Annotated in this window: 15 protein-coding genes; 6 read left to right on the plus strand and 9 right to left on the minus strand. The window is 44.6% G+C overall.

What is annotated here, in order from left to right; all coding sequences use genetic code 11:
- Positions 1 to 155 precede the first annotated feature (155 nt).
- From secF to queA, 5 genes are all read right to left on the minus strand, one after another.
- A complete protein-coding gene (secF, locus tag AB4209_RS10930; protein ID WP_017062837.1) occupies positions 156 to 1,103 on the minus strand; it encodes a protein translocase subunit SecF in 948 nt (315 codons plus the stop codon).
- Between the two features lie 14 nt (positions 1,104 to 1,117).
- Positions 1,118 to 2,974, minus strand: coding sequence for a protein translocase subunit SecD (gene secD / locus AB4209_RS10935; protein ID WP_081325187.1), 1,857 nt, complete (start codon positions 2,972 to 2,974; stop codon positions 1,118 to 1,120).
- Between the two features lie 20 nt (positions 2,975 to 2,994).
- A complete protein-coding gene (gene yajC, locus AB4209_RS10940) occupies positions 2,995 to 3,324 on the minus strand; it encodes a preprotein translocase subunit YajC (protein ID WP_010440492.1) in 330 nt (109 codons plus the stop codon).
- 111 nt (positions 3,325 to 3,435) lie between these two features.
- Positions 3,436 to 4,572 (minus strand): tRNA guanosine(34) transglycosylase Tgt, encoded by a 1,137-nt coding sequence (gene tgt, locus AB4209_RS10945; protein WP_017056177.1) that lies wholly within the window; start codon positions 4,570 to 4,572, stop codon positions 3,436 to 3,438.
- A gap of 190 nt (positions 4,573 to 4,762) precedes the next feature.
- Positions 4,763 to 5,815, minus strand: a complete 1,053-nt coding sequence (gene queA, locus AB4209_RS10950; RefSeq protein WP_017062523.1) for a tRNA preQ1(34) S-adenosylmethionine ribosyltransferase-isomerase QueA — start codon at positions 5,813 to 5,815, stop codon at positions 4,763 to 4,765.
- 334 nt (positions 5,816 to 6,149) lie between these two features.
- On the opposite strand from queA, the gene AB4209_RS10955 reads away from it, so the two are divergent.
- The gene (locus AB4209_RS10955) at positions 6,150 to 6,596 is read left to right on the plus strand and encodes a CBS domain-containing protein (protein WP_017062524.1); all 447 of its coding nucleotides are present in this window, start codon (positions 6,150 to 6,152) and stop codon (positions 6,594 to 6,596) included.
- 69 nt (positions 6,597 to 6,665) lie between these two features.
- Here the strand turns inward: AB4209_RS10955 and AB4209_RS10960 are convergent, their stop codons facing one another.
- The gene (locus AB4209_RS10960; RefSeq protein ID WP_017062525.1) at positions 6,666 to 7,571 is read right to left on the minus strand and encodes a hydrogen peroxide-inducible genes activator; all 906 of its coding nucleotides are present in this window, start codon (positions 7,569 to 7,571) and stop codon (positions 6,666 to 6,668) included.
- Positions 7,572 to 7,781: 210 nt separating this feature from the next.
- On the opposite strand from AB4209_RS10960, the gene AB4209_RS10965 reads away from it, so the two are divergent.
- The 5 genes from AB4209_RS10965 to AB4209_RS10985 all read left to right on the plus strand — a co-directional run bounded on the left by AB4209_RS10965 (position 7,782) and on the right by AB4209_RS10985 (position 11,794).
- On the plus strand, positions 7,782 to 8,390 hold the full coding sequence (locus tag AB4209_RS10965) for a peroxiredoxin C (RefSeq protein WP_004740353.1): 609 nt from the start codon (positions 7,782 to 7,784) through the stop codon (positions 8,388 to 8,390).
- Positions 8,391 to 8,701: 311 nt separating this feature from the next.
- On the plus strand, positions 8,702 to 9,445 hold the full coding sequence (locus tag AB4209_RS10970) for a copper homeostasis protein CutC (protein ID WP_017062527.1): 744 nt from the start codon (positions 8,702 to 8,704) through the stop codon (positions 9,443 to 9,445).
- Positions 9,446 to 9,544: 99 nt separating this feature from the next.
- Entirely contained in the window at positions 9,545 to 10,474 is a 930-nt protein-coding gene (locus tag AB4209_RS10975; RefSeq protein WP_102320718.1) for a LysR family transcriptional regulator, read from the plus strand.
- 128 nt (positions 10,475 to 10,602) lie between these two features.
- On the plus strand, positions 10,603 to 11,154 hold the full coding sequence (locus tag AB4209_RS10980; RefSeq protein WP_050653343.1) for a porin family protein: 552 nt from the start codon (positions 10,603 to 10,605) through the stop codon (positions 11,152 to 11,154).
- Positions 11,155 to 11,302: 148 nt separating this feature from the next.
- The gene (locus AB4209_RS10985; RefSeq protein WP_102320719.1) at positions 11,303 to 11,794 is read left to right on the plus strand and encodes a hypothetical protein; all 492 of its coding nucleotides are present in this window, start codon (positions 11,303 to 11,305) and stop codon (positions 11,792 to 11,794) included.
- A gap of 9 nt (positions 11,795 to 11,803) precedes the next feature.
- On the opposite strand, the gene phoU is transcribed toward AB4209_RS10985, so the two are convergent.
- The 3 genes from phoU to pstA all read right to left on the minus strand — a co-directional run bounded on the left by phoU (position 11,804) and on the right by pstA (position 15,105).
- A complete protein-coding gene (phoU, locus tag AB4209_RS10990) occupies positions 11,804 to 12,502 on the minus strand; it encodes a phosphate signaling complex protein PhoU (protein ID WP_009848270.1) in 699 nt (232 codons plus the stop codon).
- Between the two features lie 74 nt (positions 12,503 to 12,576).
- Positions 12,577 to 13,395 carry a phosphate ABC transporter ATP-binding protein PstB gene (gene pstB / locus AB4209_RS10995; protein ID WP_009848269.1) on the minus strand — a complete coding sequence of 273 codons (819 nt, stop codon included), beginning with the start codon at positions 13,393 to 13,395 and terminating at the stop codon, positions 12,577 to 12,579.
- Positions 13,396 to 15,105 (minus strand): phosphate ABC transporter permease PstA, encoded by a 1,710-nt coding sequence (gene pstA, locus AB4209_RS11000; RefSeq protein WP_048608162.1) that lies wholly within the window; start codon positions 15,103 to 15,105, stop codon positions 13,396 to 13,398. It abuts the gene before it with no gap.
- Between the last annotated feature and the right edge of the window lie 45 nt (positions 15,106 to 15,150).

Here is a 15,150-nt window from a genome sequence, read left to right on the forward strand (position 1 = left end):
AGATACGAGATACGAGATACGATCAGGATGTCTCTTAGTGAAATGAAGTTCAACATACTTCAACGCTAAATTGTATTGAGCTTCCCTAGAATACAGACGTAAAAAAACCGCTAGTTGCCTAGCGGTTTTTTTTGGTTTAGCGAAACGTATTAAGCCTAAGGCATCTCGTCAAACTCTTCACCTTCTTTGTCCACTTGTGGTGGCATTAGGTGTTCACGCGTAATACCCAACTTCATAGCTAGTGCTGATGCAACGTAGATAGAAGAGTAAGTACCAACCGTAATACCCAGTAGAAGTGCAGTCGCGAAGCCGTGAATCATAGCGCCGCCCTGAACGAACAGTGCGATAACTACGAATAACGTGGTACCAGAAGTGATCAATGTACGGCTCAATGTTTGTGTGATTGAGCTGTTCAGTACTTCAGGTGCTTCACCCTTACGCATCTTACGGAAGTTCTCACGAATACGGTCGAATACAACGATGGTATCGTTGAGGGAGTAACCGACTACTGTTAGCAAGGCTGCTACGATGGTAAGGTCTACCTCAATTTGCATTAGAGAGAACACACCCAGAGTGATGATAACATCGTGCGCAAGTGCTAATACCGCACCCGCCGCCAAACGCCATTCGAATCGCACTGATACGTAGATCAAGATACAGATAAGAGAAACAAGGATAGCAAGGCCACCCGCTTCTGTTAATTCGTCACCCACGTTAGGACCAACGAACTCGATACGACGCATTTCAACTTGCTCACCAGTACCATTCTCAATAGCAGAAAGGATTTGGTTACCAAGCGTTTCGCCCGCTACGCCATCACGTGGACGTAAACGAACCATCACATCACGAGCTGAACCGAAGTTCTGTACCGTTGCATCACCAAAGCCTTCGGCTTCTAGTGCACTACGAATATCAGGAAGGTGTGCCGGTTGTTCAAAACCAACTTCAATCAGAGTACCGCCTGTAAAATCTAGACCCCAGTTCAACGATTTCGTTGTTAGGGTGAAGATAGCAGTACCAATCATCAAGATAGAAAAAACAAAGGCAACCTTTGACCAACGCATAAAGTCGATCATTTTGTCTGCTTTTAGAATCTGAAACATATTAATTCCTAGCCTTAGATCGACAGTTTTTTAACGCGTTTGCCGCCATACATCAGGTTCACGATACAACGTGTTCCCACAATAGCTGTAAACATTGAAGTCAAGATACCGATAGACAGCGTTACCGCGAAGCCTTTGATAGCACCCGTACCCACAGCAAATAGAATAATTGCTGTTAGTAGCGTGGTGATGTTGGCATCGGCGATTGTGCTGAATGCGTTCGCGTAACCTTGGTGAATCGCTTGTTGTGGACTACGTCCATCTCGAAGCTCTTCACGTATACGCTCAAAGATCAGAACGTTCGCATCAACCGCCATACCGACCGTTAATACGATACCGGCAATACCTGGCAGGGTCATGGTAGCCCCCGGGATCATCGACATCACACCGATAATCAACACCAAGTTAGCCATTAGCGCAACGTTCGCAATCAGACCAAAGCTACGGTAGTAAAGCAGCGTAAACAGCATTACAGCAGCCATACCCCAAACCATCGCCATGATACCCATATCGATGTTTTGCTGCCCCATAGATGGACCAATGGTACGTTCTTCTACAATCGAGATAGGCGCAATCAATGCACCAGCACGCAGTAGAAGTGCCAAGTTATGAGCTTCAGCCGTTGAATCGATACCAGTAATACGGAAGTTACGGCCTAGCGCAGATTGAATCGTCGCTTGGTTAATCACTTCTTCGTGCTTACTCAAGATAACTCGACCTTCCGGTGTTTTACGACCGCTGTCTTTGTACTCTGCAAATACCGTTGCCATTAGCTTACCGATATTCTGACGAGAGAATGCAGACATCTTGCTACCACCTTCGCTGTCTAGCGAGATGTTAACTTGAGGACGACCATATTCATCAACACTTGAGCTTGCATCAGTAATACTTGAGCCGCCTAGAATAACGCGCTTCTTAAGTACCACAGGACGACCATCACGATCTTGCTTGATTTCGCTACCCGCAGGGGCACGACCAGAAGCGGCAGCGGCTAAGTCAGCACTGCTATCCACTTCACGGAACTCAAGCGTCGCGGTAGCACCAAGAATTTCTTTAGCGCGAGCCGTGTCTTGAACACCAGGCAATTCCACTACGATACGGCTAGAGCCTTGACGTTGAACCAAAGGTTCAGCAACACCAAGTTCGTTAACACGGTTACGTAGAATGGTAATGTTTTGCTCTACCGCATAGTTGCGGATTTCTTGAAGACGAGCCTCTGTGAAGCTAGCAACCAAAGAAAAACGACCATTAGATTCAGAATCTACAAACGTCATGTCTTGGTGCTTAGATTGCAGTAGCGATTTCGCTTCAGCAAGCTGCTCGGCGTTACGTAGAATCACTTCAACCGCATCTTTACCAGATGGGCGAATTGCACGGTAACGGATTTTTTCTTCACGAAGTTCGCTACGGAACGCTTCTTCTTGTTGGCCAACCAGCTTTTGCATCGCAGCGTCCATATCCACTTCCATCAAGAAGTGAACACCACCACGTAGGTCAAGACCAAGCTTCATTGGTGCAGCACCAATAGATTCAAGCCAATCAGGAGTTGAAGCAGCTAAGTTTAAAGCAACGATTACGTCTTCATCTAATGCTTCAGTGATGACATCACGAGCACTAATTTGAGAGTCTGTATCGTTAAAGCGAACAAGAATGGAACCGTTTTCTAGAGCAACGGATTTAGTAGAAAGGTTTTCAGCTTCAAGAGCATTGGTGACAGCATCCAGCGTAGACATATCTACAGAGGCGCCGCGCGCCCCTGTAACTTGAACTGCCGGATCTTCACCGTATATATTCGGAAGTGCGTACAACGCAGCGATGGCGATAGTAAACACCACCATCAGGTACTTCCATAACGGGTAACGGTTTAGCACAGCGAGGATCCTCTAGCTGTTTATAGAGATTTCAGAGTACCTTTTGGTAGCACTGCTGTAACGAAGTCTTTCTTGATAACTACTTCGTTGTTTGCATTCAGTTCGATAGCAACGTAGTCGCTGTCTTCTGCAATCTTAGTGATCTTGCCAATTAGGCCGCCGCTTGTAAGAACTTCATCACCTTTGCCCATAGAAGACATAAGGTTCTTGTGCTCTTTAACACGCTTAGCTTGTGGACGGTAGATCATGAAGTAGAAGATCACAGCGAACATACCTAGCATGATAAGCATTTCGAAACCGCCGCCTGCTGGTGCACCTTCTGCTGCTGCGTGAGCTTGAGAAATAAACATTTAAAACATCCTCTATTTATATTTTCGTAATTGTTTGTCTAATTGGGTCGCATCCCTTTATTTTCAAGCCCCATCACTCGGAAGAGAGATAGGGCTCGCAAAAAAGAAATACTAAGATTCTTTACCTAGTGGTGGCACTTCACGCCCCATTCTTGCGTAGAACTCTGCAACGAACTCTTCAAAGCGGTCTTCATCGATAGACTGACGAATGTCTGACATTACTCGTTGGTAGAAACGCAGGTTATGAATCGTGTTCAGTCGAGCACCTAGGATCTCGTTACAACGATCCAAATGGTGTAAGTACGACTTGCTGTAGTTCTTACAAGTGTAACAGTCACACTCTGAATCTAGTGGTGTTGTATCGGTTTTATGCTTCGCATTACGGATCTTGATCACACCTTCAGTCACAAACAGGTGGCCGTTACGTGCATTTCGCGTTGGCATTACACAGTCAAACATGTCGATACCACGGCGAACACCTTCAACCAAGTCTTCCGGTTTGCCTACGCCCATTAGGTAACGTGGCTTATCTTCTGGCAGTTGAGGACATGTGTGCTCAAGAATGCGGTGCATATCTTCTTTTGGTTCGCCTACTGCTAGGCCACCTACTGCGTAACCGTCAAAACCAATTTCTGTTAGGCCTTTAACGGATACATCACGAAGGTCTTCGTACACGCCACCTTGAACGATACCGAACAGTGAGTTCGGGTTTTCAAGTTTGTCGAAGTGGTTACGTGAACGCTCAGCCCAACGAAGAGACATCTCCATTGAGTCTTTTGCTTCTTTGTGTGTCGCAGGGTAAGGCGTACACTCATCGAAGATCATTACGATGTCTGAACCTAAATCTTTTTGGATTTCCATAGACTTCTCAGCGTCCATGAAGATCTTGTCACCGTTTACAGGGTTACGGAAATGAACACCCTCTTCAGTGATTTTACGCATTGCACCTAGGCTGAATACTTGAAAGCCGCCTGAATCAGTCAGGATAGGACCGTGCCAGTTCATGAAATCGTGCAGGTCACCGTGCATTTTCATGATTTCTTGACCAGGACGTAGCCATAGGTGGAATGTGTTACCTAATAGGATTTCAGCACCTGTGTCTTTTACTTCTTCAGGTGTCATACCTTTAACAGTACCGTAAGTACCTACAGGCATGAATGCTGGGGTTTCAACGGTACCGCGTTCAAACTGAAGTTGACCACGACGTGCGCCGCTATTAGTTTTTTTAAGTTCGTATTTTAATTTCACGAAGCCTCCAATATGCCAGAGAAACAATCTGACTGTTAATTCAGAACCTTAGGCCAAACAAAAGTTCAGTCTAGTGGGTTCTATGAGGAGCGGTCGCGTATTCCTTGCGAGAGATTAGACAGACACCCTGCCCGACTCCTAGCTTACTGCTAGCACCCGTAAATTTTTGTATCGCTTAAACCAGCTTAAGTTAGCTCGTTTTCTTATTGATGAACATCGCATCGCCGTAGCTGAAGAAACGGTATTCGCTCTTCACGGCGTGATCGTAAGCGCCCATCACATTATCGTAGCCAGCAAATGCACTCACCAACATAATCAGTGTTGATTCTGGCAAGTGGAAGTTGGTAATCAGGCAATCCACCAACTGGTATTCATAGCCAGGGAAGATGAAGATTTCTGTATCACCAAAGAAAGGAACGAGCTCGGTGCCTTTCTTCAATGCATCTTGCGCTGCACTTTCTAGTGAGCGTACTGATGTTGTACCAACAGCAATAATACGTCCGCCACGAGCTTTTGCTGCAGCTACGGCGTCAACCACTTCTTGCGGCACTTCAACGTACTCAGCATGCATGTGGTGATCATTGATGTTATCTACTTTTACTGGCTGGAACGTACCAGCACCAACATGAAGCGTCACGTAAGCAAACTCAACACCTTTTTCTTTCATGTCAGCCATTAGCTTGTCATCAAAGTGAAGGCCTGCTGTTGGCGCTGCAACCGCACCCGGCTTTTCATTATAGACAGTCTGGTAGCGCTCTTTATCTGCATCTTCATCAGGACGATCGATGTAAGGAGGCAGTGGCATGTGACCAACACTGTTAAGAATCTCTAAAACGCTTTGATCAGATGTGAAATGGATTTCGAATAACGCATCGTGACGCGCCACCATTTCAGCTTCATATTCATCGTTCTCACCAAGGAACAACTTGGTACCCGGCTTCGGTGATTTAGAACAACGAACATGCGCAAGAATGCTTTTCTCATCAAGCATACGTTCAACCAGCACTTCAAGCTTACCGCCTGATGCCTTGCGACCAAATACACGAGCTGGAATCACTCGAGTGTTATTGAAAACAACAAGATCGCCTGGCTCAACCAAGTCTAAAACGTCTTTAAACGAACCATCAGCTAGGTTACCGCTGTTGCCATCTAATTTAAGCAGGCGGCTTGCTGTACGCTCCTCTTGAGGGTAGCGAGCAATGAGTTCATCTGGTAGGTCAAAGTGAAAATCTGAAACTTGCATGTGTCTAGTCTTGTCTTAGTTGATGAGATTTGTGCCGTTGACGAATCATAAATCGTAGTTGCTGGATAATCGTTACGGTAAGTCAATCGTTACCAGAAACACATCGCAAACACGACTAAAAATTTCGCAGTGGGCTAGTATAGGCACACGAGCCGCAATAGCAAGGTTTACAGCACTGGATTATTGTAAAGAGGCGTAAAATAATGCGACTGATTCACCTCCTCAAGCTAAAGAATTAGTTGCATAAAACTCACCCAAGAATGCGTCAGATCTCAGTTATTTTTTGGATAAAAAACTATAGTAATAGCAACAAATAAAAAAGAAGGAGGTTCGTATGATCAAGGTTGAAGATATGATGACTCGCAACCCTCATACCCTATTGCGCTCACACTCACTGGCCGATGCTAAGCACATGATGGAAGCACTTGATATCCGCCATATTCCGGTCGTCGATTCCGACAGGCAACTACTAGGTGTCGTCACACAGCGAGACGTTCTCGCCGCTCAAGAATCCAGCCTACAAAACATCCCACAAGCTCAATCTTTTACTCTTGCTACTCCCCTCAACGACATCATGCACAAAAGTGTTATGTCGGTAGAGCCGCGTGCAGGATTAAAAGAATCGGCTATCTACATGCAGAAACATAAAGTGGGCTGTTTACCTGTCGTAGAAAACCACGAACTAGTAGGCATTATTACAGACAGCGATTTTGTCACGATAGCGATCAATTTACTGGAGCTGCAAGAAGAAGTAGAGCCAGAAGAAGCGGAAGTAGAGTAACGCTCGGAATTGATATAAAGAAGAGCGGCCAATTCAGCCGCTCAGAGGGATTGTTGTCGCAGCGGATTATTATAGAAGCTCAGATACCACATCCGCTAATTGATGGAATGTCTCACGACGCGAAGAGCTTGGTCGCCAGACAAGGCCAATATCTCGGTAGGCCTGCTGACCAGGAGGATCGATCACAACGAGATTCTGGTTTTCCAATAAACCGTGGTCGATCGCCATTTGCGGAATAAAGGTGGTTCCTAAACCATTGGCCACCATTTGCACCAATGTGTGAAGGCTCGTCGCAGTGAACGGGTTGATCTTCTCTTTATCCGTTAACTTACAAGCCGACACAGCATGCTCGGTTAAGCAATGCTCGTTCTCCAACAAAAATACAGATTCGTCTGGCAGGTCATCGTATTTAATCGGAACGCGAATACCATCAGCTTGATTGCGACTGATCACCATCCGGAAAGGGTCTTGCCCAACAACTTGGCTTTCCATATTGTCGATATCGACAGGCAAAGCCAGAATCAGCACATCTAAATCTCCATGACGCAGCGCAGCCAATAGGTTGGTCGTTGTGTCTTCACGTAACAGCAAATTTAATTGTGGAAAGCGCTGGTTGGCTTCCTGTACCAAATCGCACAAAAGGAACGGCGCTATAGTAGGAATACACCCGACTCGCAGCTGCCCTTGCATCGCATCCCCGTTACATAGATTTCCAAGCTCTACGAGATCTTGTCCTTTCGCTAGTAGCTCTCGACCGTGCTTGACCACCAGCTCACCTGCTTGCGTGAAAACTAGCGGGCTCTTTTTATCTTTCTTCTCATAAAGCGGGCAACCAATCAGCTCTTCTAGGTTTTGAATGCCTTTACTTAGCGTAGATTGACTGACGAAACAGCGATCTGCGGCATCACTGAAATGACGAGTTTCGTGAAGAGTAACAAGATAGTGAAGTTGCTTAAGACTTGGCCATTTATTCATGAAATTACTTTGTAATATGAGTAGGATAAGTTAGGTAAAGGTCATTCGACCTAAGGACAGGGCAAAGAATAAGCTTATCGCTTTTTTCGATTAACTTAATCTATTTAATTCGCTTTTTTCTATAGTACCGATTGTACTATAGTTTGTCCCGTAGAAACGGAGCCCAAACAAAGATGTGTTGGGCCAACTAATTTTTTAGGAGATTCCAAAATGGTACTAGTAGGTCGTCAAGCCCCTGACTTTACTGCAGCAGCTGTTCTAGGTAACGGTGAGATCGTTGATAACTTCAACTTCGCAGAATTCACTAAAGGTAAGAAAGCTGTAGTTTTCTTCTACCCACTAGACTTCACTTTCGTTTGTCCTTCAGAGCTAATCGCTTTCGACAACCGTCTTGAAGATTTCCAAGCTAAAGGCGTTGAAGTAATCGGTGTTTCTATCGATTCTCAATTCTCTCACAACGCATGGCGTAACACTGCTATCGCTGATGGCGGTATCGGTCAAGTTAAATACCCTCTAGTTGCTGACGTTAAGCACGAGATCTGCAAAGCATACGATGTTGAGCACCCAGAAGCAGGCGTTGCTTTCCGTGGTTCTTTCCTAATCGACGCTGACGGCCTTGTACGTCACCAAGTAGTTAACGATCTTCCACTAGGTCGTAACATCGACGAAATGCTACGCATGGTAGACGCACTAAACTTCCACGAGAAGAACGGTGAAGTTTGTCCTGCACAATGGGAAGAAGGCAAATCAGGTATGGACGCATCTCCAAAAGGTGTTGCAGCATTCCTATCTGAGCACGCTGACGACCTAAGCAAGTAATTACCTCTTAAGCCCGAACTCAACGCGGGTTAATGGTTGGAAGATTCTCTTTAAAGAGACATAAAGCATAAGCTAATAGCGCAAAGCGCACCGCCAATCAGTTAAGAAGTAAAGTCCTATTAAAAGCCCGAAGTTAACGCTTCGGGCTTTTTGTTTTCCCCCTCCTCGCTCCCCTAGACTGACTCTTGTAATAGATAATTGAGGTAGCGATAAACCTAAACTTTACCTCTATTTTCCCTTATCCCCATCTATTCAGAATCACACCTAGATTGCTATTATTTCATCAGTATCTTTTTGAACGGATAAACACGATGAACACCGAAATTGAAGTCTGTATCGATAACTTAGAATCTCTTCATACCGCACTATCTGGTGGCGCGAATCGAATTGAGCTTTGCTCTTCATTAGCACTTGGCGGATTAACTCCAAGCTTCGGAATGATGAAACAAGCGGCAATAGTTTCGTCGGTTCCGGTCTACGCTATGATACGCCCAAGACAAGGCGACTTCATTTTCGATAACGACGATATGCTCTGTATGCTTGAAGATATTGAAGCTTGCGCAAATGCAGGATTGGATGGGGTCGTACTTGGTGTGTTAGCGCCGAACGGAAGTATTGATATGCCAAAGATGCAACAACTGGCTGACAAAGCGCACTCGTTAAAGCTTGGGATTACCTTCCACAGAGCCATCGATCAAAGCTCTGATTTCCAAGCAGCATTAGAACAAATCATTACACTTGGATGCGAAAGAGTCCTGACATCAGGGCTTGCTGCTAATGCTGAGCAAGGTATCGATGTATTGGCTGCAATGGTCAAACAAGCCGATGGACGAATTGATATCATGGCGGGGGCTGGCGTTAACGCTGCGAATGCCAAAATGATTCAAAGCGCTACCCAAGTACCTGCTCTTCACCTTTCAGGTAAATCGACAAGGCCGAGTCTAATGGAAAACAACTCAAGTGCTCAAATGGGCAGTGATAATATTGATGATTATCAGATCCCAGTGACAGATGCGAGTAAGATATCTGATGTGAGAGCCGCCCTCACCGCTTAGGGCAATAGTCGCCAGCATAAATCCAGAGAACCTCGCTGACTAATCTAACTGACTGACGTATATTAGATTTAATAGCGCAGAAAATTTTCATGGATAGATATGGCTAAAGACTTATTCAGCTCTCTTGATTTAAACCTGTTACGAACATTTCTGATTGTTTATCAAGAACAAAACACCAGAAAGGCTGCGGAGCGTTTATTCGTTTCTCAGCCAGCGGTTAGCCAAGCCCTGCAAAAGCTAAGACACCACTTCAACGATGACCTTTTCGTTAAAGTTCATGGTGGCTTACAAGCCACCGCATTTAGCGAAGAGCTAGCGAATGAAATCTCACCTCATTTAGATGGTTTGAAAACCGCAATTAACTCCTCAAATACCTTTGACCCAAAGCAAATTGACAACCCAATAAAAATTGCGTTGTCCCCCGCGGTATTATCATGTTTATCAGGGGTTCTCTACAAAATCATCAAGCATCAAGCTCCAAACTGTGAGTTAGAATTAACTAGCTGGACAACATCCTCAGTTGAAGACATACAAAAAGGAAAGATCTTTTTAGGCGTTGCTTATCAACTACCTAATGTCTCAAAAGAAATTTATATTCAAAAGCTCGTTGAGCTTGATGGACGGCTATTTGTAAGAAAAGACCATCCAGTAAAAAAATCAATTGTCACCCCACAAGATTTGGCTGGCTATGAGATTGCATCACTAATATCACCAGGGTGGAACGATAACTTTAGTCAAGCTTCACGAATATTAGAAACCCACTCGATTCCTCATCGCGTTGGATTTCGTTCTGAAATGGTATCAGCTCTTGTTGATGTTCTGCTTAATTCTGATATGTACATGCCACATTCCAACCTCTTTTCTATCCATAACTATCCCAACCTGAGAGCTATTGATATTGACATCGCGAGCGAACTAAAAATGGTTGGAGTATATAGCCATATCCATACAAAGAATCGTAATAGCCCTCTTCATATGTGGCTCTGCGATGTTGTTCAGCAAGCACTAAACGAACAGATTAATAAGTAGTGCTTATTACAATTATACAAAATACTACTTAGCCTAAAAATAAAACACTGTTTAATATTAGCCCTATCAAAACGGATACTGAACTACGAAGGATCGTGCAGTTAAGTTAACCCTAAATAGAGACTAATATGAAAATTGCACTTACTACCCTAATTTCAGCTTCACTACTTTCTGTTCCAGTTCTTGCAAACAACTTTGACAGCCAACACCGTGTGGGTATCGGTTACAACCAAACTCAAGTAGACGATTGGCTAACCGATGACACAGTTGATTGGGGTAACGGTATCAAACTTGAATATGGTTATGAATTTAACCGTATCGTAGGTATCAACGTTTCTTACGCAACGAATAGCGATGACGAAAACGTTGAAGGTATAAAAGCCGAGATCGATGGTTACAAATTCCAAGTTGATGCTGATATCGGTTATAAATTTGAATTAGATGGCTTCTCTTTGAAACCTTATGGTGTTCTGGGCCTAGCTCGTCAAAGTGAAGATAATTCAATTAGCATCCTAGACAAGAAGTGGACTGAATCATACAACGATACCAGCTTCGTTGTTGGCCTAGGTGGTCGAGCTGAATTCGGGCCACACCTATACACCGACATGCGCTTTGAATTCGCGAGCTACGATGACGTAGATTACGACACATTCTCATGGACTGTCGGTTACCGCTTCTAATAGATTGAAAAAGCCAGCGTCTAAGCTGGTTTTTTACAATCAGTCAATTGCTGGGTTTTAACACCTCATCAAAGTTGACTCACTTTTGAACAATTCTCAAATCAAAATTCATTGCAGCCACGGACGGTTAATTGCTTTAGGTATTTTTATGAAGATAAAAACTTCCCTGCTTTTACTATCTACCCTTTCTACTTCCGTTTCAGCAAGTGCTCTTCATTTATCCCCGGAACTAAAAATTGGCTCTTATCATGGCTTCGGAATGCAGGCGGGCATCACCGATGTGGCAAATTTAGGTGCCGTTTACCTTAGCTATTCTCACCTTTGGTATGACAGCGATCGATATGACGAAACGGTTGATGCGTATCGTGTTGGTATACAAAACATGTTTGGAAGAAACCAAATCCACGGCTTTCAGGCTGAGATTGGTGTGGCAAGTTATGACGGTACAAAAACGCGCTCAGGCGAAGTAGAAGAGAAAACAACACATGGTATAAGCCTCGGTGGTGCCTACGTTTACCAAGCGACACCAATGCTTGGATTACGTGCTGGTGTTGATATGAATATTTTTGATCACAACAAAACCTTTGTGCCTTACGACACAACGGTCAATTTCAATCTTGGTGCCATTATTAGCTTCTAAAGATAAACGCTATTTTAGTGCGTCATCAAGGCTTTGATCGCCGAGGTGACGTACATCTTTACCCTTCACAAAGTAAATAATGTATTCGCAGATATTCTGGCAGCGGTCTCCGACTCGCTCGATCGCACGAGCTGACCACATCACCTGCAAAATATTGGGAATGTTCTTAGGATCTTCCATCATATAGGTCATTAACTGACGAATAACGGCCTCGTACTCCGCATCCAACTTATCATCAAGCTTGTGAACTTCTGCTGCTGCATCAACATCCATACGAGCAAAAGCATCTAATACTTGGTGAAGCATGGTGATTGCCTGACGGCAAAGGGGCTCTAACGAAACATGGAATTTCTGCTCTTTGGTTGAAGGGATCTCAATAGCACCTTGCGCAATTTTAGAAGCAACATCGCCAATACGTTCCAGATCGGTAATCGTTTTGATGATCGCCATAATCAAACGCAGATCTTTCGCTGTCGGCTGACGCTTTGCAATAATTCGAGTACACGCCTCATCAATCGACACTTCCATCGCATTAACTTTATGGTCATCACGAATCACTTTTTTAGCCAATTCAACATCGTCTTTATGAAGCGCCTGCATTGCAAACGAGAGTTGCTGCTCCACTAACCCGCCCATGGTCAATACATGAGTACGGATCGACTCTAACTCGACATTGAATTGCCCTGAAATGTGGCGACCGAAATGCATACTTGCTCCTTGAAAGAAATGAAGAAAGCCATTTTTGTAGAGTGACTTAGCTCTAGATGACACCTTTGTAGAGGTTAGCCATATCTACCAGTAATGTAGTCTTCCGTCTGGTTTTTCAATGGAGACGTAAAAATTGAGTCCGTATCTGAGTACTCGATCAATTTTCCCATATGAATAAATGCAGTATGGTCACTTACACGCGCGGCTTGTTGCATGTTGTGGGTAACAATCACCACTGTGTATTGCGTTTTTAGATCGTTGATCAACTCTTCAATCGTCAAAGTAGAAATCGGATCGAGTGCCGATGTCGGCTCATCTAACAACAGCACTTCAGGCTCAATCGCAACCGCACGAGCGATAACCAAACGCTGCTGTTGACCGCCAGATAAACCAAAAGCATTCTCATGCAACCGATCTTTCACTTCATCCCATAACGCAGCAGCGCGCAGAGAGCGTTCAACCGCATCATCAAGGTCTCGGCTGTTGCTAACGCCTTGTAGCCTCAAGCCATAAACCACATTCTCATAGATAGATTTAGGAAAAGGGTTTGGACGCTGGAATACCATACCCACACGGCGTCGTAAGGTCGCAACATCCACCTTAGGGTGATAGACGTTCTTGCCATGAAGCTTCACTTTCCCGGAAACCTTACAGCCTTCAACAAGATCGTTCATGCGATTAATGCAGCGCAGCAGAGTCGACTTACCACACCCAGAAGGGCCGATAAACGCCGTCACCTGCCCCTTCGGGATCTGCATCGAGATATCATCAAGTGCTTGGCTCTCTTTATAGTAAAGATTTAGCCCTTCGATCGAGATAGCAATTTGCTCATCCTTCAGATTGTGAACATCAAGTGGTGCTTGGTAACCCAAGGTTTCATTAATCGAGAACATCTAATCTTGTCCTAAGGTTCGGTATTTTTCACGCAAGTTATTACGGATATTGATGGCTGTTAAGTTCAACCCAACAATCACCGTAACCAATAAAAATGAAGTCGCATACACTAAAGGTCGTGCCGCTTCGATATTAGAGGTTTGAAAACCAACATCATAGATATGAAAGCCTAAATGCATGAACTTTCTATCTAAGTGTAAATACGGAAACTGACCATCGACTGGCAAGCTAGATGCCAATTTAACAACACCCACCAGCATAAGTGGTGCAACTTCCCCCGCGGCTCTCGCGATTGCCAAAATTAAACCAGTGATAATCGCTGGGCTTGCCATCGGTAAAACAATGCGCCAAAGCGTCTCAAATTGAGTCGCACCAAGCGCTAATGAACCGTGCCTCACTGCACTAGGAATGCGCGTTAAGCCCTCTTCAGTGGTTACGATAACGACTGGAAGCGTCAAGACCGCTAAGGTTAGTGCTGACCAAAGTAGACCCGGCGTACCAAATGTCGGTGCTGGCAATCGCTCTGCATAGAACAACGTATCAATCGAGCCACCAATGGTATAGACGAAAAAGCCTAAACCAAAAACGCCATACACAATCGACGGTACACCCGCCAAGTTAATCACGGCGATACGAATTAAACGTGTTAGTGCGTTGTTTTTTGCGTATTCATGAAGATATATCGCAGCGACTACCCCAAGAGGCATCACGACGATCGACATGAGAATAACCAACAGTACTGTGCCAAAAATAGCAGGAAACACACCGCCTTCAGAGTTTGAGTCTCGCGGATTCTCTGATAAGAACTTCCAAACTTGTTTGCCCCAGTGCCCAACCTTTTCTAGGTAAGACATATTATTCGGGTACCAATAATCCAGAATGTGACTTAGCGAGATCTCGACCAGCTCGCCTGTCATATCCTCAACCAGCAAGCTTTCGACATTAAGCTGCGTTCTAAGGTGCTCAAGCTTAACTTCGGCTTCATCCAACTGGCGATTTAATTCCAGTTTAGTTTGAGTATAGGTTGTAAGGTATTCATCGCTCACTGACTCATTGAGTTCAAGCTTACGCTTTTCTAAGCGCAGGTTTTCCAATTGCCAGCTGATATTGCGTATTTCTTGGTTCACAACACGCGACGTTTCTTTACGTAACGTATCAGCGAACGCCAAACCTTGTTCGAGCTTTTGGTCTATGTTCGAGTCAAAAGTGCCAGAAGCAGTTTTAAAACCCACCGGCTTACCAAAGAAGTAGCCACCTCGACTTCGTTCAATCACAACCCAATCAAGCGGGGTGGTGGGTTCACGTAAGTTAACATCCAGAATAGAAACAAAGTCCGCAGGGTACAGTTCTCTGTTGGCAACTTTGATGCTTAAGCGCTGTATTAGCCCAGTCGACAAATTTTGAGGTGACAAGAGATCATGGACTTGTGGAACTTGCTCTATCGGGATGTATTTTCGTTCATATAACTGACCAACCAATACATCTTGTTTTGATACGGTTTCGTCAAGATCGACCACTAGCGATAAGTCTTTGGAATCAACTTGCCATTGGTACAAAGGTGCGGGCCAAAAATAGGTTAAGCCCTTCCAACCAATCAGCAGCATTAGACCAAGAACAGAAAGCATACTTATGCTCACCGCCCCACCCGTTAGCCAGATCCACGGAGAGCCCGATTTAACCCAAGATAATAATGACTTCAGTTTATTCATCATGATCGACCTTGCTCTTGACGTACTGAAATCAAAGATCCACAA

Source organism: Vibrio sp. 10N.286.48.C11, assembly GCF_041469805.1.
Classification (GTDB): Bacteria; Pseudomonadota; Gammaproteobacteria; order Enterobacterales; family Vibrionaceae; genus Vibrio; species Vibrio crassostreae_C.

Excerpts from the sequence above, each read along its gene's own strand:
- secF (WP_017062837.1), bottom strand. The coding sequence starts at position 1,103 with ATGTTTCAGATTCTAAAAGCAGACAAAATGATCGACTTTATGCGTTGG.
- yajC (WP_010440492.1), bottom strand. The coding sequence starts at position 3,324 with ATGTTTATTTCTCAAGCTCACGCAGCAGCAGAAGGTGCACCAGCAGGC.
- queA (WP_017062523.1), bottom strand. The coding sequence starts at position 5,815 with ATGCAAGTTTCAGATTTTCACTTTGACCTACCAGATGAACTCATTGCT.
- AB4209_RS10955 (WP_017062524.1), top strand. The coding sequence starts at position 6,150 with ATGATCAAGGTTGAAGATATGATGACTCGCAACCCTCATACCCTATTG.
- AB4209_RS10960 (WP_017062525.1), bottom strand. The coding sequence starts at position 7,571 with ATGAATAAATGGCCAAGTCTTAAGCAACTTCACTATCTTGTTACTCTT.
- AB4209_RS10965 (WP_004740353.1), top strand. The coding sequence starts at position 7,782 with ATGGTACTAGTAGGTCGTCAAGCCCCTGACTTTACTGCAGCAGCTGTT.
- AB4209_RS10970 (WP_017062527.1), top strand. The coding sequence starts at position 8,702 with ATGAACACCGAAATTGAAGTCTGTATCGATAACTTAGAATCTCTTCAT.
- AB4209_RS10975 (WP_102320718.1), top strand. The coding sequence starts at position 9,545 with ATGGCTAAAGACTTATTCAGCTCTCTTGATTTAAACCTGTTACGAACA.
- AB4209_RS10980 (WP_050653343.1), top strand. The coding sequence starts at position 10,603 with ATGAAAATTGCACTTACTACCCTAATTTCAGCTTCACTACTTTCTGTT.
- AB4209_RS10985 (WP_102320719.1), top strand. The coding sequence starts at position 11,303 with ATGAAGATAAAAACTTCCCTGCTTTTACTATCTACCCTTTCTACTTCC.
- phoU (WP_009848270.1), bottom strand. The coding sequence starts at position 12,502 with ATGCATTTCGGTCGCCACATTTCAGGGCAATTCAATGTCGAGTTAGAG.
- pstB (WP_009848269.1), bottom strand. The coding sequence starts at position 13,395 with ATGTTCTCGATTAATGAAACCTTGGGTTACCAAGCACCACTTGATGTT.
- pstA (WP_048608162.1), bottom strand. The coding sequence starts at position 15,105 with ATGAATAAACTGAAGTCATTATTATCTTGGGTTAAATCGGGCTCTCCG.